Consider the following 22,088-nt stretch of genomic DNA (forward strand, 5'->3'; position numbering starts at 1 on the left):
ACCGGGTTTCGATCCCCATGATCGGACACAGGATCAGAGGCAGGAGCAGGAATGAGCACGATCATGTTCCCGCAAAGGGACTTGCGCGAAGAGACCGCAGCCCTTCGCGCGCAGATTCTCGACAGGCTGTCGAAACTGCCCTGGGACGGGCTTTCCTTCGCGCATCCCGTTCCGGGCCTCTCGCTCTATCGCATCGTCGAGCCGGCGGGCCCCTTTTCGAGCGTTTACGAGCCAAGCCTCTCTTTCATCATCAAGGGAAGCAAGAATGTCCGCGTCGGCAACGAGACGCTCGTCTACGATGAAGGCTGCTTCTTCCTCACCGCCATCGGCCTTCCCGTAACTGCGCAGATCTGCGCGGCAAGCGAAGGGGAGCCCTATGTCGCAGCGGCCTTGCGTCTGGACATGGAAAAAGTGCGGCGCATCATTGCCGATCACGACATACACCCGACCGACATTCCCGAGCGCGACCTTGGTGTGGCTGTCGGCACCGCGACGCGCGAGCTCTTCGATGCCCTTTTCCGGCTGATTTCGCTTGCAGGCTCGCCGGCCGACATTCCGTTCCTGGCCGGCCATATCCAGAACGAGATCCTCTATCGGCTTCTCACCGGCGAGCAGGGCGCGCGGCTCCGGCGCTTCGCGCTCGCGGGCACGAACAGCAACCGCGTCGCCAAGGCGGTCCTATGGTTGAAGGAAAACTACACCAAACCGCTTCGCGTGGAAGAACTGGCCGAGATCGCCAATATGGGCGTCTCCACGCTGCACCACCACTTCCGAGCCATGACCGCGATGAGCCCCCTGCAGTTCCAGAAGCATCTGCGACTCCATCACGCACGGGAACTGATGCTCTCCAAGTCGCTCGATGCGGCAACGGCGGCGCTGCAGGTCGGCTACGAGAGCCCGACCCAGTTCAACCGGGAGTACCGCCGGGCATTCGGCCATCCGCCGCTGCGCGACATCAGGGCGATTCTGAATTCCAACGATTCGACCAGGCGGAACTCCGCGGGATGATTGCTGTCCCACCCGGTGCGATGATCACGATCCCGTCAACCTGGCAGGAATGGGCAATAATTCGGCAGGATTGAATCTACCAGCCCGGCGAATGGTCTTCTAAGCTCCAGGTCTCGTTCATGGTCTTAGGTCAGGTTGCCTGACTCGTGAGCGTGAGTAATTCCAAGAGCTTGAGCGGAATGTGGGCGGAAGACCTTTCCACATCCGCGCCAGCGTCAGTCCGGCATGTGGCAGCGGCATCCGCTTCACGCGCCGAAACGCGAGGAGAACACCATGGTGACTGTTAAGATCAACGGCGTCGACCACAAGATCGAGGCCGAGGCGGATATGCCGCTTCTGTGGGCAATCCGGGACCTTGTCGGGTTGACGGGCACGAAATTCGGCTGCGGCATGGCGCAATGCGGCGTCTGCACGGTCTATGTCGACGGCTCGCCCACTCGGTCCTGTCAAACCTTCATCGGCGACATCGAAGGAGCCGAGGTGACGACGATCGAGGGCCTGAACGGAAAGGTTGCCGAGACGGTGCAGGCGGTCTGGGCCGATCTCGACGTTCCGCAATGCGGCTACTGTCAGTCCGGCCAGATCATGTCCGCTACGGACCTTCTGGCCAACAATCCCAAACCGACGGATGCCGACATCGACGCCGCCATGTCCGGCAATCTCTGTCGGTGCGCCACCTACCATCGTATCCGCGCGGGCATTCACGAAGCCGCGAAGCGTCTGGAGGCCTGACATGATATCGAAACTGATGCAATCGATCGCCCGTCCTGCCGCCCGGATGGAAACGTCGCGGCGACAATTCCTGCTCGGCGCGCTCGCGGCCGGGACCGGCATTGCCGTCGGATACCGGGTTCTCGCCGCCTCCCCGGCATTTGCGGGCGAGGCGGAAACGGAGAGCGGCTCACACGCATTTTCTCCCTACCTGATGATCGGAGCGGACGGAAAGGTCACCGTGCTCTCGTCACAGTTCGAAATGGGTCAGGGTTCCTATAACGGCGTCGCCACGCTGGTGGCGGAAGAACTCGACGCCGACTGGTCCACGATCGATGTCAAGGGCGCGGCCGGCAATATACCGGCCTATGGCAATATCGCCTTTGGCGGGACCATGCAGGGCACGGGAGGCTCGACCTCCATGTCTACCTCCTGGGAACGTTACCGCAAGGCAGGTGCCGCAGCCCGGGCGATGCTGGTTGCTGCAGCCGCGGCCGAGTGGGGCGTCGACGCGGCTGAGATAACCGTCGAGAACGGCACCCTTGCCCATCCCTCCGGCAAGAGCGGCGGTTTCGGCGCATTTGCGCCAAAAGCGGCCACGATGCCGGTGCCGACCGACGTAAAGCTCAAGGAACCGGGCGACTGGAAGCTCATCGGCAACGCCAAGCTGAAGCGCTTCGACAGCGCCCGGAAGGCAAACGGAACCGAGCAATACACGATCGACGTGAAGCTGCCGGGCATGCTGACGGCGGTGATGATCCACCCGCCCCTCTTCGGCGCCAAGGTCAAGTCCTTCGACGCTACGGTCGCCCGCGCCATCAAGGGTGTGGTCGACGTGGTGGAAACGCCGCGCGGCGTGGCGGTGGTCGGCGAACATATGTGGGCCGCGATCAAGGGCCGGGAAGCGGTCACCGTCGAGTGGGACGAAACGGACGCCGAAAAACGGGGCACGCCCGAGCTCATGTCCACCTATCGCGACCTCGCCGGCAAGACACCGGCCGCATTCGCGCGCAAGGACGGGGATGCCGACGCCGCATTCGCATCGGCCGCAAAGGTCATCGAAGCGACGTTCGAGTTCCCCTATCTCGCGCATGCCGCCCTGGAACCCCTGAATGCGGTCGCACGCAGGAACGAAGACGGCACGATCGAGGTATGGGGCGGGCATCAGCTCCCCGACGTCTACCAGAAACTCGCCAGCGAAATTGCCGGCGTACCGGTCGAAAAGGTCCGGCTCAACGTCATGAAGACCGGCGGCAGCTTCGGCCGGCGTGCGGTATTCGACGGCGACGTCGTGGCCGAAGCCGTCCATGTGGCGAAGGCTCTCGGTTTTCGTGCACCGGTCAAGGTGCAATGGACCCGCGAAGACGATACGCGCGCCGGGCGGTATCGGCCGGCCTATGTGCATCGCCTGAAGGCCGGCATCAACGCAAGCGGGAAACTCGTTGCCTGGAGCGATCACATCGTCGGTCAGTCGATCGTGGCGAAAACGGCCTGGGACGGGATGGTCCAGAACGGGGTCGACCCGACATCCGTCGAAGGAGCAAACAACCTGCCCTATGCCATCCAGAACCAGACCGTCGGGCTTACGACCACCGACGTTCGCGTTCCGGTCCTCTGGTGGCGCTCCGTCGGCTCGACGCACACCGCATTCGCAGCCGAAGCCTTCCTGGACGAGGTCGCCGAGGCTGCCGGGCAGGATCCCCTGGAGTTCCGCCTGTCGATGCTCGAGCCCGGCTCGCGCCACGCGACCGTTCTCAAGCTGGCGGCGGAAAAGGCCGAATGGCAGAAGCCTCTGCCCGAAGGCCGCTTCCGCGGGGTCGCGGTCGCCGAGAGCTTCGGTTCGGTGGTGGCTCAGATTGCCGAAGTTTCCATCGATGGCGAGGGCATCAAGGTCGAGCGCGTCGTTGCGGCCGTCGACTGCGGCCTGGCGATCAATCCGGATCAGGTCCGCGCTCAGGTCGAGGGCGGGATCGGCTTCGGGCTGAGCGCCATCCTGGGCGAGGAGATCACGCTCACAGAAGGCCAGGTCGATCAGGGCAACTACGACATGTACACACCGCTCAGGATCGATGCGATGCCGAAGGTCGAGGTCCATATCCTCGCCTCTGCCAACCCGCCGTCGGGGATCGGCGAACCGGGCGTTCCGCCGATCGGGCCTGCGGTTGCCAACGCGGCCTTCAAGGCGCTCGGCAAGCGGATCCGCGTCCTGCCCTTTGCAAAGTCGCTCAACGCCTGAGCGCTCGTGCCGGCCGCCAGCGCGGCCGGTATCTTCCCGCGCCCAAGTTACGCCGAAGAATTTGCGGAAAGCTCCATTTCTCGGAAGCACCCGCACCGCAGCCTGTTGGGCGCCGTCGCTTCCTCGAGGCGACACGTTCAGAAGAGCGGATGGGCTCTCGTCCCTCCGTCGAAGCCGACCCGGGCGGCGTCCCTCGCTCTCTCCCCCTCCCCAGGGGCGCCGCCGAGCGCTGCGGAAAATGCCTCCTCCGCAGCGCCGCCGCCTGGAAGGCACCGCCGATGTTCATTGCGCGATCGCGGTTGAAGATATCGCCACGCAGGATGCGGTTCCTGTGGGAAGGAGCATCGCATGGCCCTGGCCGTTACCAAGCTGGTAGGTCTGGATGCCTAAAAGCGTGTCGGCTGCCGTGCCGCCCCAAGGCGGCACCCAGCGCCAGCAGCAGGCGGGAACTCGGCCGGCTCGAACCTTGAAAGTTGGCGACGAAACATTCCTTATAGGCAAATAAGAGTTGCGCATTGGCGCCGCCACGACACGCACAGGCTGATCGGCATCACTCCCCATGATGCGGAAATCGTTGATGATTATTGGTCTTTCGGTCTGCGACGCATTACGCCCGCTCCGGTGGCGCCGCAACCGGCCCAGGCTCCGCTTCGAGGCGGCGCGATGCATCGGGTGATTCGCGAAGCGGAACGGCCTGCGCGTCCGCGCGCGCGGGCTAACCGAAGAACAGGGACGCGATCATGATGGCGGAAACCAGGCCGAGGGCGGCGATGAACACGATCAGGTCGATCGTAGGGTGATGGCGCAGACCGCGTCGCATGGCGAACTCCTCCACCCGTTGCGGGTCAAGCAGAACGTCCATGCGACGGATTTGTTCATCCTGCGGCCATAGGATTACGGGGTGTTGCCCGATCAGTGTCCGCCCTTACGGCGCCAATCGTGGCTGTGGTGGCGGTCGTGCTCGCCTCCGCCTCCGGAAACCTTGCTGCGCGTCCGGCGCTCGGACTCGGCCGGCGGCTTCTCTATTTCGAGCGGGGCTTTCGCATTTTCGTGGGAGGCGCCGGGACCGCCCTGGCGGATACTTGCGGGTGTCTTCTTGGAAGTGGACATGCGCTCTGCCTCATCTGTCCTGCTGATAGCCCTGATGGGTCGTATCGACCTTGGTGTTGCCCTGCTGCCCCTTCTTCTCCGGATTTTCTGCGAGGTCGGGCTTCTTCGCCCCGGCGGATACGGTTCGAGGCTCTCCGGCTCCCTTGTGGCTGCGGTTGTCCGACGGGATGGGTGGTGGTCGGCTGCTCATTCGAGACCTCCTCACTGTGCCGTGGCATCTTTAGCGCCTGCGTCTTGCGGGTATGCGGCCCTAACCTGTCAGGAAGGGCGTTGTTCCTGGTCGTCGAAAGGCAGGACCGTGCCGGCGGCTGCGGCATGCAGGTATGTTCCCAGGACAAGGCCGAGACCCATGGCGACATAGGCCGTCATCAGGTCCGATTTCGGCAAAGCGAGCTCCCAGCCGGGCGTGAGGCGCTTGGGGACCAGACCGTAATCGACGAGGGCTGCAAGAGCGGTAGTGCCTGCCGCTGCGGCGACGACCCGCGAGGGCGAAGGCCGCGCGCTGCGCCCGATCATTGCCGAGAACGGGAGTGCCCACCAGAACGAGGCGAGCATGTGCGTTGTAAAGCCGGTGCCGGTGTGGGCGAGATCGGGACGCGATACCGACCCCGAGCGCGGGCCGTGTATCCAGTGGCTCGTCGCGTTGATCGGCCGCCACGGGCTCCTGTTCCGGCGCTCCGCCGAAACCGCCAGCGCCGCGAGGGCGGCGAGTCCGGCGCATAATCCGCTGGCGGCTATGAGTGATCCTCGTGCCATCCATCTCTCCCGTAATCGTGACAGGCCGACGGATGAACCGGCGGCCTGCCTCCGGCCAGAAGGCGGTGCTCTACTCTGCCGGCTGCGGAACCGCTGCCGCGAGCGCTCCGCCGCCCGCAAGGCTGCGCTGGCCGGCCGCTATCGTCACGACGGTCGCCACCCCGGCGGCCACGGACACCCAGAAACCGTTCTGCGCGCCGAAATTGTCGACGACCCAGCCGGAGACGAACGCGCCCAAGGCCATGCCTATGCCGATGCCGGTCATCACCCAGGTAACGCCCTCCGTCAGCATCGACTCGGGTACGCGCCGCTCGATCAGCCCGAATGCCGTGATGAAGGTGGGCGAAATCGCGATGCCGCTGGCGAAAACCGCCAAGGCGAGGAGCGGCACGGTGTCCGCAAAGAGAAGAGGCACCGACGTTATGGCGATGACGCTCACGGCGATCAGGAGCTGCCTGTGCAGGGGCATGGCGGGGTTCAGCGCACCGAGCGCCAGGCCCACCAGGAAGGAGCCGACCGCATAGACGCCGATGACGAGGCTGGCCGCCTGCGGCTCTCCGAGCTCCTTGGTGATCGCGACCGCACTGACTTCCGCCGTGGCGAAAATCGAACCGACGAAAATCAGGGCAAGCGTGATGATCTGCACGGGACGCTGACGGATTGCCGAGGCCTGCGAGATGCCGGCCTCCAAACGGCGCACCTTCGGCTCGGTCGAGCGCTGCAGGATGAAAGCCGCCGTCCCGAGCGCGAGGAATATCGTGCTCGTCAGCATGCCGGCTTCCGGAAACAGAGCGACGGCGAGGCCGACCGAGAGCGAGGCGCCGGAGATATAGACAAGCTCGTCTGCCGACGATTCGAAGGCGAAGGCTGTGTTCAGCTCGGGTTGATTGCGGAAGATCTCGGTCCAGCGGGCGCGGACCAAGGCGGGCATGCTGGGCATCGTGGCGGCGAAGAAGGAAGACGCGAACAAAGTCCATGCGGGCCAGTCCCGGTTGGCAGCGATGATCAGCGCCAGGAATGCGGCGACTGAAACGATCGTCGTGGGAACGACCACGGCGGTCTGGCCGACCCGGTCGACGAGCCGCGATATCTGGGGCGCGACAAGCGCATTGGTGAGGGCGAAGGTAGCCGAAACCGCGCCTGCCAGCCAGTATTCGCCATGGGTCTGCGACAGCATTGCGACGATTCCGATCGGTGCCATCGCAATCGGCAGTCGTGCGAAGAAGCCTGCTGCCGAAAAGCCCTTGGCTCCCGGCGCCCTGAAAATTTTCCCATAGGGATTGGACATGAGACGCTCCTTGGAAGATGGTGCTAGATGACATACGCCGCGTATGTTATCTAGTTAGTTGCATACGCGGCGTATGTCAAATAAAATACGAGGCGTATGCGAAATGGGAGACGACATGAACAGACCGCGAAAGGAAATGATCGCCGAGACCCGCGCAAAGCTGATCGCGGCCGCCAGGCATTCCTTCGGCACCATCGGCTATGCGGACTCGTCGATGGACGATTTCACCGCCGAGGCCGGTTTGACCCGCGGTGCGCTCTACCATCATTTCGGTGACAAAAAGGGGCTGCTGCAGGCGGTGATCCGGGAGATCGACGCCGAGATGACGGCGCGCCTGAACAAGGTCTCTTCGGAAGCACCGACGCGCTGGCAAGGATTTGTCGATGAGTGCGTAGCCTATATCCGCATGGCTCTCGAACCGGAAATTCAGCGCATCATGTTCCGTGACGGACCCGCGGTGCTCGGCGATATATCGCAATGGCCCATGAACGAAGGCTGCATAGCGGCGCTGGCGGGAAGCCTGTCTCGCCTCAAGGCCGAAGGGGCGATCATCGACGTCGACACGGAAGCTGCAGCCCGTCTTATCAACGGAGCGAGCAGCCATGCAGCGCTATGGATCGCCAATTCCGCCGACCCGCAGGAAACGTCGAAAAAGGCCGTCGAAGGCTTTCGGGCGCTGCTCGAAGGCCTGAGGACCGGAAAGGGCTAGCCGCGTCAGTGTTCCAGCGAAGAGCCGGAACCTTCTAGAGCATTTGATCGAACGCACTTTCGGACAGAAAACCGTTACACACTTTTCCTGGATGTGCTCTAAAAGCGCACCACGAGCCCGAGGATCGGCCCCTGCTCGACGACGTCGAAGACGAATCCGTCATTGCTGTAGTCGACACCCAGCGCGCGGTAACCGGCAAGCGCCGAAACGGTATCGCTGAAGCGGTAACCGATAGCCGCGGCGACATCCCAGTCGAGATCCGCGCCACCGGCGCCGACAAGGCCCCAACCAGTCATGTAGATCTCGGGCGTAAACGAATAGGTGCCGCGAAAGCCGGCGATTCCGTCCACCCAGGTCGCATCGTCGGTCCTCGACTCACCGTCGAGAAGGCCCCCTTGGAAGGAGAGCTCGCTCTTGACGGACCACACACGCAAGCCTCCGACGACATCGAGCCGTGCGGCGCTGTCCTCATAGATCGCGTAACCGGCGCCAAGTGTGCCGGCGAAGGTCTCCGTCGAAAGCTCGACATCCTCTGCGAAAAAGCCCCTCGGCGTGCCGCCCTGGCCGGAAAGCTTGATGTACATCGCGTCCCCGAAGATGCTGTAGGGCCCGTTGCGCGCTTCGGCGATCGCCATCGCAGCGAAATCCAGGTGGTCGAAGACATCACTGAAACTGGCGTCGACGTCCACGGAAGCCCCGAACTGCTCGATATCGCCCGAAAGCCCCGCCGCCCAGAAGTAGGGCGCGAAGGAAAACGTCCAGCCGCTCTCCGTGGTGACCTGCTGGGTTTCCGGTGCCACCGGAGAATAGATGTCCGCCGCCGTGGCAGCGCCGGGAAGCAGGCAGGTTCCGATGGAAGCCAAAGTCGCTATTAAACGAGATGTCATCACATCCTCCGATATTGCCCGCCGTCACGATCGGCCGCGGCTCGACAAAGTCTTTCAATCCTTAAGCGATTCAGTGAAATACCAAAACGCCACAACTCTCTGAATCTAGGCAGTCCGCACAAAAATCATGGCATAATTGGCCGGGAGACCTTCTAAGTCCCTGGCTAAGTCACTGGGTCGGGTTTTCGCTTGTCTCGGCGCTTGTCAGCGTCTCCTCGAGGTTGACCTTCTTGCGGCGCGTCCCGCTCTGTTCGATGATATTGACCGGCGCGGAAATCGTGGCGGCCGCAACGTTCCCGACATTCTTGGCGGTGCCGGCGACGACGGCGGTGATTCCGTCGCCCAGAGTGATTTCGGAATCGGTCAGCGTCTGGCCCTTGATGATCCGCTGCCCGATCAACTGCACGATTTCAGGACTTTCGGCGAACTTGCCGTGATGCAGGCCGTCCTCCGTCTCGACCTTGGTCAGGTCGATTGCGGTGATCCCGGCATGTTCCAGTTGGGTACGGTAGGGTTCGGCAGTCGGGTCGATCGCGCCGAGCCGCGACACGTCGCCGGAGATCAGGCGCGAGACCGCCAGCGCGCGGTCGTCCTGTGAAACGAAGACCGTGAACTTCGGCCGTGCCTTGCCCATGTCGACCCATTGCTTGGCGAAGACGTCGAGGTCGATATCGGGCGAAGCGAGGATCACGTTCTCGATCTTCGGCGCGATCTTTCCGTCACGAATTCCCATCTGGCGCAGCGCTTCCATCGTCAGCCAGGTTCCCATGGAATGGGCGAGGATGGTGACGTCCTTCACATGCGGAGAATTCGCAAGCGTGCGCAGCGTATCTTCGAGCGCCGTGCGTGAGTAGTTGGTGCTCTCCTTGTCGTAATTATAGTCGAACACGCGCGCCCGTGACGGCCAGGTAAACAGGATCGGCGTCGCATGCGCACCGGAATCGTGCACGATCTGCGCCAGCCGGAAGACCGCATCTTCGTAACGATTGTTGAAGCCGTGAACGAAGAGAAGCACGTGGCCGCCCTGATTGTGCATCTGGAACCAGCTGCGCGCCTCGTCATCCGAAGCCAGTTCGCGCACCCGCGTCACGGCGAAATCCGTCTCCGGGTTGGGCGGCAGCTTGCGCGGCCACTGCACCGTGCCCGGCTTGCGGCGCGAGTCCGGCGGGATCGATACCGCCACGTCGGTCATCGAAAGCGTCGCACTGCGCTCACCCGAAAACAGGGTCGCCGGGTCTCCCGAGGGCTCGCGGGTCGTGGCCACCAGCATGTCGACCTGAGACGTCGTAGATGGCTGCGCCAGAGCCACCGGAGTCATCACGCCTTTCGGGTGACCTCCGCAGCCGGCCAGAAGGGCGAGCGCGACAAACCCCGACAGAGCCGCGCCCCCGGCTTTCGCAACACGGAGCCGCCCTCCGCACGAACCTACACTCAGCAAAACAACGCCTCACAAACTCCGGGCGCCGTCGCGCCGCCCCTCACATTCGACCTGCAACTTAGACCCTTACACGGCGAGATTGAAACCCGTGTAACGATCCCATTCAAACTGCGCATCCCCGCCGGCCCGGATGACCGGTCACCCATCTCAGCGGACGCGCCTGACACAACGAAAACCGACATGGCTGGTCGTCGTGTCCGTCTCCTGAGCGTGCCGGGCTGCGGGACGATACCGCCGGCAATAGTTGGGCGCGCAGAGATGCGATCCCCCCTTGAGGACGCGGCGCGGAACCTTCACTCTTGCCGCGGGATCGATGCTGGCCTGCACATCCCCATTGCGCGGATTACTCGGAATGCAGCACGGCTTCGCAGCCGCCTCCGGGTGGCGCATGGACCAGTAGTCCGTGGTCCACTCCCAGACATTGCCGATCATGTCGTAGAGCCCGCAGCCGTTCGCCGGGTAGAACCTCACCGGCGACGTGCGCGCGAAGCCGTCCTCCAGCGAATTCTCCACCGGGAAGCTGCCCTGCCAGGTATTGGCCATGTGATTTCCGCCCGGGGCGAACTCGTCCCCCCAGGCAAACTCGGCCTGATCGAGACCGCCGCGCGCCGCGAGTTCCCATTCGGCCTCGGTCGGCAATTCCTTGCCGGCCCATGCGGCATAGGCCTTTGCATCCTCATAGGAGACATGGACGACCGGGTGGTCCAGAATCGCTCCGATGCTGCTCTTGCGCCCGAGCGGGTGCCGCCAGTTGGCGCCGAGGGTGAATATCCACCATTGCGATATGTCGCTTCCCCTCAGCGGGCGTTTCGGCGGCGTGAAGACGAGCGAGCCTGCTCTCAGATTGGACGGCGGGGCGCCGGGATAGTCTTCTGCGCGCGGCCGCTTTTCTGCGAAGGTCACATGTCCGGTCGCATTGACGAACTCCAGGAACTGACGGTTCGTGACCGGCGTCTCGTCCATCCAGAACCCGTCGACCGTCACCGGGTGCACTGGCGCTTCCTCGGGATAATGGTCGTTCGACCCCATCATGAAGGTCGCACCGGAAATCCAGACCATTTCCGCCGCGGGTTGAAGTTCGGCCGCGGTGTGCAAAGACGACTTCATTGGCATTCTCACTGAAACCGGTTCCTGGATCTTCCGCCGACGGCTAGCAGCCCAATTCATTCAGAGCATCTTGGACCAAGCCCGCGATATTGTCCGCATTCGCCTTTCGATGGAAGGGCTGCAGGCGGCATAAAATTCCTTGCTGTTGCCGACGCATCGCACCCCTTCGCATCACACGGCTTCTGCGGCGCCGTTCCGGCAAGCCCGGCGCACCGGGGTTCGCGCCCTCAGTCTTCGGCGATCGCCCAAGCGTCGCCCGGGTTGAATGTGCGGATGCCGGCGGCAGTCTTCTCGGTTTCTTCCCCGAGATCCGCTTCGTAGACGATACCGTTGCGGTTGACCACGAAAGTCTTCACCCCCGAGACGCCGTATGTCACCGGCCAGGCCACCAGGCCGAAGCCGGCGATCATGTTGCCGTTGATGACAAAGTCGAACTTGCCGCCCGCGATGTTGTCGCCCTGACTTGTCAGGATACGGTAGCGATAACCTTGATAGCCCTGGCCGGCCTTCGCCCGTTCCACGGCATCGCCCTCTACAAGAGCCGCGGCTGCAGGGCTGTCCTCGCCTTCGAACTTCTCCGCAGGCCAATAGAGGCCGTTCTGCGTACCCTCGTCGCTGATCAGTTTCTGCGCGTATTCCAGGACGCCGTCGCCGTCGTGGTCGCCGAGGGCATACTCCTCCTGCGCTCCGACATAGGCGCGCATGGTGGCTAACGTCGCCAGTTCGTTGTCACCGACCCGCCGGTTGGCGATCTCCTCCAGTCCGACAAAGGTGTCGAAGGCCCATTTGCCGTCGTCCCCCTTCGAGATGGGGAAGGGAAACGGCCACAGCTCGTCGCCGATCTCGAGGACCTTGCGACCCTCCACTTCCTCGACGACGACCTTCTCATTCACGCCTTCCTGTATGTCGGCATAGGTCTCCATCACTCCTTCGCTCGACCTTGTCTTGGCCGGGTCCAGCCCGACCAGCACTGCGAGCTTGTCGAAATCGCCGCCGGTGACGGTCGTCTTGAAAGCCTCGACCGCCAGTTCCGGCGTGTCGAAAACGGGCGGATCTTCTGCCGCCGCATAGTCTGCAAGCGGCGTATCCTCACCGGCTTCCTGGGCCAGGACTGCCGGAGCGAGCGCCGTGCCGCCGAGGAGGATCATCCCGAAGAGCGAGAGAGCGATCCCGTCACGAATGGATTTGGTCATCCTAGCCTCCCGATCTGATTACCGCCGGCGTCCGCCGCCACGCTTCACCATCTTGTGCCCACCGCCGCCACGATGACCGCCGCCCATGGAATGGTGGCCGCGGCTGGACGACATGTGGGTTTGCCGCTTTTTACCGACCTTGCCGAGCGCCGAGTGCTTGCCGCCGGAGGAATGTCGCACGTTGTGTGCACCCGGTTTCGGTGCATGCGCCTTGCGGTGGACGTTCGACCGTGCGCCTGCGGCCTTGCCTGTGCTTGCACGGGCGCGGTTCGCCGCAGCCCCGCCATCGGGGCGCGGTGCGTCCACACGACGCTGGGCATTGCCCGCCCGCTCCCGTTCGGCCCGAACGCGGTTCGCATCGACCTTGCTCTTGCGGATGTCGTCGACGGAAACCTTGCTCGGTCTGCGAGCGATTTCGCCTCGGTCGCGGCGCACGTCCTTCGCCCGGTTGGCGATGTTGTTGTCGCGGTTTGCCTTGAAGTCGTTCGTAAACTTGTCGCGATCGATATTGGCAAACTGATTCTTGTCGAACTTGATCTTGGATCGGTCGACATTCTTCCAGTCGACATCGTTCATCTTGAATTTGTCGCGGTCGATATCGATGTCGTTGAAGCAATTGTCGCAGTCGATGTCGACGTCGCCGTTCCAATGCCCGCCCCAGACGCCCCAGTCGTCCCAGTCGACGGCCGCCGCCCATATCGCAGCCCCGGTGATCGCGGCGGCAAAATAGGGGGCTGTCGGGTAGTAATAGCTCGGATAGGGATCGGGATAATAGGCGATTGGCGCCGGCGCGTAGCCCGGCTCGTAGAGCATTTCCGGCTCGTATCTCGGGACGTAGATCTTTTCCGGATCCGCCGCCTGGATGACGATGTTGTCGCCTTTGTTGACGACCTTCACCTTGTCGTCGGTCTTGATGACGCCGTCCGCCACCGCCTTGTCGCGCAGAGTCTGGACCGCGATCAGAACGTCTTTCTGCTGGTAGGCGAGCGCGCTGCCGAGCGCCTGCGTCCAGTCTAGATCGTCGCTCATCATCTTGACGATCTCGGGATAGTTGAGAAGCGATATCACGCTGTCGTCCCAGCTCTCCTTCGGCTGCAGCTCCTTGTTCGTCTTCTTCTCTTCGAGGAACCGCGCCGCCTCCACGATCTGCAGCGGAAAGAGCGAAGCGGAGCTGACCAGCGCGACGAGCTCGTCCGGATAGAGCGCGATGCGCGCGACCATGGTTTCGAGCTCTTCCTCGGTCAGGAGAGCGGGTTGATCATCGCTCGCCTCGCCCGCCTGAGCCTGCGCGGCCTGCTGAGCAAGACCTCGGGGAACCAGGGCCGGACCCGCAGCCACCAAAATTGCGAGCCCCGCGACACCGATCGGACGGGCGATCAGTCTGAGCAACTCAGTCGGCATAGCCTCACTCCCTGCGTTTGCACTTCAGCTTACGGTCTCGAGCGTCAGCTCGACCTCTCTCTCATGCTTTGCGGGCCCGCCATGGCGCCGCTGAACTCGTTGCGAAGCGCTCCGAAGGCTCTTCGCGGGCCCACCTCACTTCGGGAAAAGGAAGGTGACGGCGAGGCGTGCGCCCCAGCCCTGCGGCCCGTTGTCCGGTGCGGCCGCCCAGTAACGGGCGCCGGCAGTAATGCTCACCGGCTGCTCGCCGAACTTGACCAGCTTGGACACCTGGAAGTTGACCGGGACGGACCACTCGTCGCTTTCCCAGTCATAGGTGCTTTCGGTGTTGAGCGCGAATGTCCAGGCGTCCGGTGTCGTGTAGGAGACGAAGGGCTGCAGGAAGGTCGAGTTGACATCGGCCCTGTCGTCATTGCCTGCGAAGGACCAGATGTGATTTGCCAGAGCGCCATAGGTCCAGGGGCCGTCCTGCTTCAAGACGACGGCCGTCGGTCCGATGCCCCATTTCTCGCTGCCGAGCAGATCGTCCGTGGCTGTCGGGATGAGAAAGACGGGACCGACACCCCAGATGATCCCGCCCGCCGTCGGCTCCTTGGGCGAGAAGAAAAAGCTCTGCACGGTATCGCCCAGGCCGAACTGATCGCCGGAAGGCCCGGCAATGTCGTCCTGAGAGATGATCGGCAAGATCGTTCGCGAGATCAGGTTCCAGTCTTCATTGAGGCTGATCGGTATCACCGGCTGCACGTTCAAGGTGACCCGGTGCCCGTCATCCGGTCCGAAACCACGGTCGTAGTTCAGTTGGAACGGCACGCTGATGAGCGAGGCGATTGGGTTCGACAGCTGCTTGGCGAGGTCGGCGCCGGAGGAATCCTGTGCCTGGGCAACGCCGCAACCCGCCGCGACAGCAATGGCAAGCGCCGCTGCATGCGGGAAGGTCGGCGCCGATGTTCCTGCCCTACGCACCCGACCTGCTCCTTCGGATCGTTTTCTGTCGAGCGTCATCCAAGATGTCTCCCTGCCTGCACGTCGGTCCGATTGCAAGAATAACTACCGGACTTCCCTTGGTAGAACGCTAACGTGGAAAGTAGTTGCACCACTGGCATTACTTGCGGATACGTGGCGAATTGAACAGCGGCAAGTTGGCCTTTGGTCCAACTATCGCTGCTCCGCAAACAGCCGAATGATATTGTCGGCGTGCGTCTGCGATGGAATGCCTTTTGCCACTGCTTTCGATCCGCGGCCGGCATGCCGGCGCGTACATTCGGAAGCCTCGACGTCCTCGTCGCCCAGGGCGTTCGTTCATCGTCAACGTCAGTTCAGGAAGATAGATCATGTTCGAGATCAGCCGCCGCTCGGCCTTGAAAATCGTTGCTTTCACAGCCGCGAGCTCCTCGGTTCGTCATGCACTGGCCGAAGGAACCGAGACCTTGCCCTCATGGGCCGAGGGTGACGCAAAGGCGCGTATCCTGGAGTTCGTGGCAGCGACGACGACGAAAGGCAGCCCCGATTTCGTCGAGCCTGCGGCCCGCATTGCAGTGTTCGACAATGACGGGACGCTCTGGGGCGAACAGCCCATGTATGTGCAGCTCGCTTTCGCGCTCGACCGCGTCAGGCAGCTGGCGCCGCAGCACCCGAAATGGCAGACGACGGAACCGTTCAAATCGGTGCTCTCGGGGGACATGGCCGGAGTCGCGGCGAGCGGCGAGCGTGGACTGCTGGAACTCGTCGCCGCAACCCACGCCGGCATGTCCGCCGAGGAATTCGAGAAGATCGTCTCCGATTGGATCGAAAGCTCTCGGCATCCGACATCGGGCAAACCCTATACCGCACACATCTTTCAGCCGATGGTCGAACTGATCGACTATCTGAAGGCGAACCAGTTCGCAGTCTTCATCGTCTCGGGTGGCGGGGTGGAGTTCATGCGCCCGTGGACTGAACGCGTATACGGGATCCCTCCGGAAAACGTCGTCGGCTCCAGCATCAAGACCAAGTACGAACTGCGGGACGGCCATCCGGCGATCACGCGTCTGCCCGAAATCGACTTCATTGACGACGGTCCGGGCAAGCCCGTCGGCATCCACAAGTTCATCGGTCGACGGCCGATCGCCGCTTTTGGAAATTCCGACGGCGACTTCGAGATGCTGGAATGGACAACCGCCGGCCGCGGACGCAGCTTTGGCCTGATCGTTCACCACGACGACGCGCAGCGCGAAAACGCCTATGATCGCGACTCCCATTTCGGCCGCCTCGCACGCGGCCTCGACGAGGCGTCTGCACGCGGCTGGACGATCGTGAGCATCAAGAATGACTGGAAGGTCGTTTACCCGGAGTGAGTGAGCGATAACCCGGAAGGCGGAGCGTCTCTCATGGAAAATGCACTTCCGGAGGGAAAACACCCATTCCGTTCACCGGGTCTATCGGGAGCGCGGCGCCGATATCGGGCGCCGATCGTCTCGCAGGCCATCGATGGCCGCTGACAGCGAGGCGCGGGAGAGCGGCTTGTTGAGGAAACCCGCAGCGCCAGCGCGCATGCAGCTCTCACGCACCCCCTCTTCATCCGCGCCGCTTATGACGATTACGGCAAGCCTTGGCTGCCTTCCCCTGAGCTCGTGCAATATGTCGAGCCCATTCATGTTCGGCATGTGAAAATCAAGGAGTACGCAGGACGGTTTGGCCTCTTCGAGTTCTTCGAGGAACATTTCGCCCGAGGCGAACGCCACCGGCTTGAAGGACAGCGACAGCACGAGTCGACAAAGCGCGCGACGAACCAGCTCGTCGTCATCGACAATGGCAATGATACGCTGACCCTCGCTCATCCATCATTCATATATCAAGGCCCTGGCCGATCGTAGTTGGACTTGGGACCAATGCCCCCGGCAGGAGGGTCTGCAACAGCAACCAGGCGAACAAGGTCGGCGACCGTTCGTACGCCCAGTTTCGCCATCATGCGGCCCCGGTGAACCTTGATGGTCTTTTCGACCGTCCCGAGATCGGCCGCTATCTGCTTGTTGAGAAGGCCGGCCACGACAAGATGCATGACCTGCGTTTCCCGGGCGGTCAGGCTTTCGAGCCGCCTCACCACGCTCGCCTTCTTCTCTTCCGTCTCACGCCAGGAGCGTGCGCGCTGACGCGCCACGTTTACGGCAGCCAGCAGCGTCTCCGCCTCGACGGGCTTCGTCAGGAAGTCGACGGCACCCGCCTTCATCGCACGCACACTTGCCGGGATATCCCCCCTGCCCGTCAGGAAAACGATGGACTGGCTTCCGCCAGCCGCTGCGAGTGCCTCCTGCACGCGAAAACCGTCGGAGTCCGGCAGGCTCAGATCCAGTATGACGCAATCGGCCGTGTGGAGATCCTCGGATGCCAGGAACGCGCGGGCATCCCGGTACACCGCCACAAGGTAACCCGAAGCCGAAAGCAGCCTCCTCAGAGACCGCAGCACGGATTCGTCGTCGTCCAGCAGCAGTACTTTTCCGGCGTTTTCCCCCATAAGACACCTCTAGGCTGACGGCAGAATGACCACGGCCCGCGCTCCCCGCTTCACGGCATCGTCGAAGAACAACTTCCCGCCCTGCGCCTCGACGATGCTCCGGCAGATGGCGAGGCCGAGACCGAGACCGCCCTTCTTCGAGCTCACAAACGGCTTGAACACCTCGCTGCGCATCTCAGCGGGAATGCCGGGTCCCATGTCCTCGACGGACAATTCACAATACCCATTCTTGCCTTTCGCAACCGCTATTTCAACCCGCCGTTGCTTTGGCGGGATGTCGGCCATCGCATCCGCCGCATTCACGAGCAGGTTCAGGATCACCTGTTGAAGCTGAACGAGGTTGGCCTTGACGCGCACGCTCGCCCATTCATCCTGGACCTCCACCTCGGTGCGGCGCGCGACCATCTCTGCGCGCGCCAGAGCGACGGTCTGGCGTACCGCCTCATTGAGGTCGAGGATTTCCTGTGAGGCCTCGCCCTTCAGCATCATGCTGCGCAACTGCGAAATCACCGAGGAGGCCCGTCTGTCGTCTGCGACGATATCATCGAAGATCGCACGGATTTCTTCCATGTCCGGGGCCTGCTCGCTGGCGATCTTCTGTCCCGCCTCGGCGTTGGCGAGAATGGAGGTCAGCGGTTGTGTCAGTTCATGCGCGAAGGCACCGGAGAGCTCTCCGAGTTGCGACCGTCTGGAAAGGTGTGCAAGCTCGATACGTTCGGAGGCGAGCGTCGCCTCGAGCCTCCGACCCCGCTGGTTCTGATAGACGAGCGCGGCGATCGTCAGCATTTGCGCCGCCATCACCAGGAGTGCCGCGCTGATGGGTATGCGGTAGCGCTCCCAGGCGCTTGGCTCGAAGCCCACGATTTCTGCGCCGTCGGGTATCAGAACATCGTCGATCCCCCAGTGCTGGACTGCGCCCCAATCGACGACCGCCGCCTCCCGTGCGGGGGTGGTCTGGGGCGCCGAATGATCACCGCGTACGATGTCGAGCGAAAGCGCCGCCATCTGCGCTCCGGTGGACTGGAACGTGCCCACGTGACCGCCCACGACTTTCGGGCCGAAATAGGAACCATAGACTGAGTAGACGGGCGCATTCGATGCTTCCGTTATCGCGGCTGCCGCGTCGCGAGGGACGAATTTCGTGCCCTCGGCATCCTCAAAGACGGTGAGTATGACGAGTGCCGTGTCGGAGGAAAGGCCGGCGGCCGTGCTCCGGAAGCCGTCGAGCGAGAGACCGGAGACATATTCGACGTCGAGGCCGGCGTAACGCTTCCCCAGCACGGCGAACGCGGTGTCGCCCCATCGCCGGTCGAACGGCGCCGAGCCGTACATTACCGTCAGTTTGCGCGCCTGCGGCTGAAGACGACTGGCCAGCTGAACGGTCTTGGCCAGATCGAATCGGCTGATCACGCCCTTGACGTCGGCGGGAAGGCTCCCGGCGGCCGCGGAACTCTCCGTGACCGCACCGAAGACGACGGGGACGTTCCTGGCGAAACGCTCACGAGTCTCCACGACGAACCGCAGCGCTCCGGGGCCCGCGGCCACCACGACATCCAGGTCCAACGGCCGGTATTTAGCCTCCAGAAAACTTGCAAGCCGGACTCGGTGCTCCGCCGTCGAAAAGCGAAGAGTGTCGAGATATTCCGTATAGTATTCGATGTGTTCCGGCGCGTTCGCTTCCATATACTCGTGGAAGCCCGAGGCGATCTGCTCGGCGGCAAGGAGCGTACTTTCGCTTTCATAGACCAGCAGCACGCGCTTGGGATGATCGGCACGGCCACCAAAAGCCATCGCCAACAGCACAAACAAACTAAGAATGACCGCTCGCGGTCGAAGTCGCAGCACTGTGCCCCCCGGCCGTACTCCATGCTTCCGCCAACCGGCCGATAGAATAAAGCCAAACAATCATGTCAAGCTGATGACTATTTACCGTTGTGCGGCCTGCTTGACTCAATTGCAAGCCATGAAGTTTTGGGGGTATTTGAGCCACCGCCGGCAGCCGGAAAAACCGGCGGACCCGAGTTGGCCCTTGGTCCATCTATCACTCATCCCGAAAATCGCTGATGGATAAATTACGGGCTCGTCGGCATATGCGAGTGCCGGTCCCGTTTTTGAGCGATGAACTATGGTGGTCATGAGCGTGAACGGTGCTGCACATCCGTCGGCGGATAATGACGCGGTAGGGAACTCCCCATCTGCCGGCCTCGCCAATTTTCGCGCATCGCATGGCGGACCCTTTTTCGAGTTGCAGGCGCAGCTGAGGCTGCTGCGGGAAAACACGCTTCGGGCGGGAACGAGAGCCGTTCTCTTCGTTGCACTGGCCTGGGGCGTGCCTTTCCTGCTCGGCATTCCGCGCAGCTTCTCCCTTGACCACAGCCACAACGCCTATCTCGCCGATCCCGGAGTATGGGCGAAATTCTTCATCGGCATCGGCTCCTTCGTTCTGGCGGAGCAGCAGGTCGAACGGGGTCTCAGGGCTCGGCTGGCGCAGTTCGTGCGTGCTCCCGATAATCGCGCCGACCGCGATGGCCCAGGCCACGCGCGAACTCTCGGAGGCGCTGCGTCAACGCGACTCGCGACGTGCGGAACTCGTATGTCTCGTGGTCGCAATCTTCGCCGCAGCCCTTTCCTACCTCAACTTCCATACGGTCGACGTTTCCTCCTGGGCGGTCGAGCACCGGCCCGAAGGCAACAGGATTTCTGCGGCCGGCTGGTGGTCGATCTGCGTCAGCCTTCCCCTCTTCGTCTTTCTCTTTCTCAGGGGCATGTGGCGGCACCTCGTCTGGGCGCACCTTTTGCGCCGTATCGCCGGGCTCGACCTTCGGCTGGTGGCGACCCATCCGGACGGAAAGGGCGGATTGGCCTTCATCGCCCGATACCCGAACGCCTACGTCTTCTTCGTCTTCGGAATGAGTTCGGCAATTGCGGCCGCAATTGCAAAGAACCTCCTCCAGGAGGGTCTCTCCATGACGACGTTCAGCATGGTCATGACCGGCTGGCTCGCAATCGTCATCGCCTTTTTCGCCTATCCGCTTTCGGCCTTCACGCCTCCGCTCTCCCGCCTGAAGCAAGACGGCCTGGCATTGCTCGGCGCCCAAGCGACACGCTACCACCGGGCCGCCGAACGCAATGCGGTTGGCCGCAACATCTTCGAGGACCCTACGCCAGAGCCGGCAGACGAGATTGCAGATCCGAGCAAGCTGTTCGATGCGACGCAGAAGCTGAAGACGGTGCTGGTCAGCCGGGCGGCGGTGGTGCCGGTGGCTGCAGCAGCGCTCATTCCCTTTGCCGTCGCCGGCGCGACGAAACTACCCTACAAGGAGGTTTTCTCAGTGATGAAGAAGCTGCTCCTCCTTTGAAGGAGGCGGAGTGGTCTCAAGGTTCCGGGCGCCGAGCCGAGCCAATCCCGGCAGTTTTGAGTGTGCCGCCCATATAAATTGCCGCCCATTCATTGCATGCACATTCGTATTTTTACCGTTTCCGATGGCGGCATCAGTGACATTCATCCAGTCCCTTCTGCATCAGTCGCCCGAAATGGCGCTTTTTCCGGCGCTGGCGGGCGGATACTGGATCGGCAAGTTCCAGTTCGGAAATCTCGAACGTATTGCTGCCGCTCATGGGGCCTGTGGTGGTCGCCACGATGCTGGCAAGTTAACGCGTGCCAGGGAAGCTTGGCGCGTATTGATGTAGCCTTCACGTGCACGCCGCCGTGCACCGAAAACGAAATGCTCGAATGCGTAACATGCGTACGCGAATGGACAGAGGGGAACGCGATGGGAAACCGGGAAGATATTCAGGCACTCGGCAAAAGGATCGGGCAATCGATCATCGGCCAGGAAGCCATGATCGAGCGTCTTCTGCTCGGCCTGCTCGGCAACGGCCACCTTCTTGTGGAGGGCCTGCCCGGGCTTGCCAAGACCAGGGCGATCATGAGCCTCGCCAAGAACCTCGAGGCCAGCCTTTCGCGCATCCAGTTCACCCCCGACCTGCTGCCCTCCGACATTACCGGCTCCGAAGTCTATTTCAGCGAAGGCGGCAAGGGCGAGTTCAAGTTCCAGCAGGGGCCGGTCTTCGCCAATCTGATCCTCGCCGACGAGATCAACCGCGCGCCGGCAAAGGTGCAGTCGGCGCTACTGGAGGCGATGGAGGAACGGCAGGTCACGGTCGGCGGCCAGAGCCACCCGCTGCCGGCCCTCTTCCTGGTCATGGCAACGCAGAATCCGATCGAGCAGGAGGGCACCTATCCTCTGCCCGAGGCTCAGCTCGACCGGTTCCTGATGCATGTCCGCGTCGACTATCCGGATGCGAATTCGGAAGTCGCAATCATGGAGCTCGTCCGTTCCGAGGAAAAGGCGCCGCACGCCAGGAGCACAGAGGCGCAGAAGCTCGCCGCCGAGGTGGTGCTCGCCGCGCGCAGCGAAATATCGGAGGTTGCCGTCTCCAAGGCGGTCGAGGACTATATCGTCGCGCTCGCCATGGCGACGCGCTATCCTGACAAGATCGATCCGGAGCTCGCCAAATGGATCCAGGTCGGCGCCAGTCCGCGAGGCGTAATCGGGCTCGACAAGGTTTCGCGTGCTCGCGCCTGGTTGAAGAGTCGCGATTTCGTGACGCCGGACGACGTCCAGGCGATCGTCCACGACGTATTCCGCCACAGGCTCGTGCTCTCCTACGAGGCACATGCCGGCGGGATCACCGCGGATCAGGCCGTCGACCGGATCGTGGAGAAAGTGGCAACCGCCTGATCGGGAGGA

Annotated in this window: 23 protein-coding genes; 8 read left to right on the forward strand and 15 right to left on the reverse strand. The window is 62.8% G+C overall.

Annotation, left to right across the window (positions count from 1 at the left end):
• Positions 1 to 51 precede the first annotated feature (51 nt).
• The 3 genes from ACFHWW_RS31680 (at position 52) to ACFHWW_RS31690 (ending at position 3,955) form a co-directional block, all read left to right on the forward strand.
• Entirely contained in the window at positions 52 to 1,008 is a 957-nt protein-coding gene (locus tag ACFHWW_RS31680) for an AraC family transcriptional regulator (protein ID WP_275598727.1), read from the forward strand.
• A gap of 273 nt (positions 1,009 to 1,281) precedes the next feature.
• The gene (locus ACFHWW_RS31685; protein WP_379943213.1) at positions 1,282 to 1,740 is read left to right on the forward strand and encodes a (2Fe-2S)-binding protein; all 459 of its coding nucleotides are present in this window, start codon (positions 1,282 to 1,284) and stop codon (positions 1,738 to 1,740) included.
• A gap of 1 nt (position 1,741) precedes the next feature.
• Entirely contained in the window at positions 1,742 to 3,955 is a 2,214-nt protein-coding gene (locus ACFHWW_RS31690) for a molybdopterin cofactor-binding domain-containing protein (protein WP_379943215.1), read from the forward strand.
• 715 nt (positions 3,956 to 4,670) lie between these two features.
• Here the strand turns inward: ACFHWW_RS31690 and ACFHWW_RS31695 are convergent.
• The 5 genes from ACFHWW_RS31695 to ACFHWW_RS31715 form a co-directional block, all read right to left on the reverse strand.
• A complete protein-coding gene (locus ACFHWW_RS31695) occupies positions 4,671 to 4,817 on the reverse strand; it encodes a hypothetical protein (RefSeq protein WP_100672421.1) in 147 nt (48 codons plus the stop codon).
• Positions 4,818 to 4,867: 50 nt separating this feature from the next.
• Positions 4,868 to 5,065 (reverse strand): hypothetical protein, encoded by a 198-nt coding sequence (locus tag ACFHWW_RS31700; RefSeq protein ID WP_379943217.1) that lies wholly within the window; start codon positions 5,063 to 5,065, stop codon positions 4,868 to 4,870.
• 10 nt (positions 5,066 to 5,075) lie between these two features.
• Positions 5,076 to 5,255, reverse strand: coding sequence for a hypothetical protein (locus ACFHWW_RS31705; protein ID WP_379943219.1), 180 nt, complete (start codon positions 5,253 to 5,255; stop codon positions 5,076 to 5,078).
• Positions 5,256 to 5,323: 68 nt separating this feature from the next.
• Positions 5,324 to 5,821: a hypothetical protein gene (locus ACFHWW_RS31710; protein ID WP_379943221.1), complete on the reverse strand. Its 498-nt coding sequence runs from the start codon at positions 5,819 to 5,821 to the stop codon at positions 5,324 to 5,326.
• A gap of 70 nt (positions 5,822 to 5,891) precedes the next feature.
• Positions 5,892 to 7,109 carry an MFS transporter gene (locus ACFHWW_RS31715; RefSeq protein WP_379943223.1) on the reverse strand — a complete coding sequence of 406 codons (1,218 nt, stop codon included), beginning with the start codon at positions 7,107 to 7,109 and terminating at the stop codon, positions 5,892 to 5,894.
• A 115-nt stretch (positions 7,110 to 7,224) separates the two neighbouring features.
• Between ACFHWW_RS31715 and ACFHWW_RS31720 the strand changes: the two genes are divergently transcribed.
• Complete coding sequence (locus ACFHWW_RS31720) at positions 7,225 to 7,818, forward strand: TetR/AcrR family transcriptional regulator (RefSeq protein WP_379943225.1); 594 nt, start codon at positions 7,225 to 7,227, stop codon at positions 7,816 to 7,818.
• Positions 7,819 to 7,916: 98 nt separating this feature from the next.
• On the opposite strand, the gene ACFHWW_RS31725 is transcribed toward ACFHWW_RS31720, so the two are convergent.
• The 6 genes from ACFHWW_RS31725 to ACFHWW_RS31750 form a co-directional block, all read right to left on the reverse strand.
• Entirely contained in the window at positions 7,917 to 8,705 is a 789-nt protein-coding gene (locus ACFHWW_RS31725) for a hypothetical protein (protein ID WP_379943227.1), read from the reverse strand.
• 169 nt (positions 8,706 to 8,874) lie between these two features.
• Entirely contained in the window at positions 8,875 to 10,143 is a 1,269-nt protein-coding gene (locus ACFHWW_RS31730; RefSeq protein WP_379943229.1) for an alpha/beta hydrolase, read from the reverse strand.
• Positions 10,144 to 10,290: 147 nt separating this feature from the next.
• Positions 10,291 to 11,250 (reverse strand): formylglycine-generating enzyme family protein, encoded by a 960-nt coding sequence (locus ACFHWW_RS31735; protein ID WP_379943231.1) that lies wholly within the window; start codon positions 11,248 to 11,250, stop codon positions 10,291 to 10,293.
• A 227-nt stretch (positions 11,251 to 11,477) separates the two neighbouring features.
• Positions 11,478 to 12,443 (reverse strand): DUF2950 family protein, encoded by a 966-nt coding sequence (locus tag ACFHWW_RS31740; RefSeq protein ID WP_379943233.1) that lies wholly within the window; start codon positions 12,441 to 12,443, stop codon positions 11,478 to 11,480.
• An 18-nt stretch (positions 12,444 to 12,461) separates the two neighbouring features.
• On the reverse strand, positions 12,462 to 13,844 hold the full coding sequence (locus tag ACFHWW_RS31745) for a DUF3300 domain-containing protein (protein ID WP_379943235.1): 1,383 nt from the start codon (positions 13,842 to 13,844) through the stop codon (positions 12,462 to 12,464).
• Between the two features lie 135 nt (positions 13,845 to 13,979).
• On the reverse strand, positions 13,980 to 14,753 hold the full coding sequence (locus tag ACFHWW_RS31750) for a transporter (protein ID WP_245425181.1): 774 nt from the start codon (positions 14,751 to 14,753) through the stop codon (positions 13,980 to 13,982).
• Between the two features lie 422 nt (positions 14,754 to 15,175).
• Between ACFHWW_RS31750 and ACFHWW_RS31755 the strand changes: the two genes are divergently transcribed.
• Complete coding sequence (locus ACFHWW_RS31755; RefSeq protein WP_379943237.1) at positions 15,176 to 16,177, forward strand: HAD family hydrolase; 1,002 nt, start codon at positions 15,176 to 15,178, stop codon at positions 16,175 to 16,177.
• 81 nt (positions 16,178 to 16,258) lie between these two features.
• On the opposite strand, the gene ACFHWW_RS31760 is transcribed toward ACFHWW_RS31755, so the two are convergent.
• From ACFHWW_RS31760 to ACFHWW_RS31775, 4 genes are all read right to left on the reverse strand, one after another.
• A complete protein-coding gene (locus tag ACFHWW_RS31760) occupies positions 16,259 to 16,660 on the reverse strand; it encodes a response regulator (protein ID WP_324764220.1) in 402 nt (133 codons plus the stop codon).
• Between the two features lie 14 nt (positions 16,661 to 16,674).
• Positions 16,675 to 17,334, reverse strand: a complete 660-nt coding sequence (locus ACFHWW_RS31765; protein WP_379943239.1) for a response regulator transcription factor — start codon at positions 17,332 to 17,334, stop codon at positions 16,675 to 16,677.
• Between the two features lie 9 nt (positions 17,335 to 17,343).
• A complete protein-coding gene (locus ACFHWW_RS31770) occupies positions 17,344 to 19,137 on the reverse strand; it encodes an ATP-binding protein (RefSeq protein WP_379943284.1) in 1,794 nt (597 codons plus the stop codon).
• A 238-nt stretch (positions 19,138 to 19,375) separates the two neighbouring features.
• Positions 19,376 to 19,873 carry a hypothetical protein gene (locus ACFHWW_RS31775; protein ID WP_379943241.1) on the reverse strand — a complete coding sequence of 166 codons (498 nt, stop codon included), beginning with the start codon at positions 19,871 to 19,873 and terminating at the stop codon, positions 19,376 to 19,378.
• Between ACFHWW_RS31775 and ACFHWW_RS31780 the strand changes: the two genes are divergently transcribed.
• The 3 genes from ACFHWW_RS31780 (at position 19,860) to ACFHWW_RS31790 (ending at position 22,079) form a co-directional block, all read left to right on the forward strand.
• On the forward strand, positions 19,860 to 20,693 hold the full coding sequence (locus ACFHWW_RS31780) for a hypothetical protein (RefSeq protein ID WP_379943243.1): 834 nt from the start codon (positions 19,860 to 19,862) through the stop codon (positions 20,691 to 20,693). The genes ACFHWW_RS31775 and ACFHWW_RS31780 overlap by 14 nt on opposite strands.
• 136 nt (positions 20,694 to 20,829) lie before the next feature.
• Complete coding sequence (locus ACFHWW_RS31785; RefSeq protein ID WP_379943245.1) at positions 20,830 to 21,024, forward strand: hypothetical protein; 195 nt, start codon at positions 20,830 to 20,832, stop codon at positions 21,022 to 21,024.
• Between the two features lie 83 nt (positions 21,025 to 21,107).
• The gene (locus ACFHWW_RS31790; protein ID WP_379943247.1) at positions 21,108 to 22,079 is read left to right on the forward strand and encodes an AAA family ATPase; all 972 of its coding nucleotides are present in this window, start codon (positions 21,108 to 21,110) and stop codon (positions 22,077 to 22,079) included.
• Positions 22,080 to 22,088 lie beyond the last annotated feature (9 nt).

The organism is Sinorhizobium sp. P24N7 (genome assembly GCF_042436655.1).
GTDB classification, from domain to species: domain Bacteria; phylum Pseudomonadota; class Alphaproteobacteria; order Rhizobiales; family Rhizobiaceae; genus Sinorhizobium; species Sinorhizobium meliloti_A.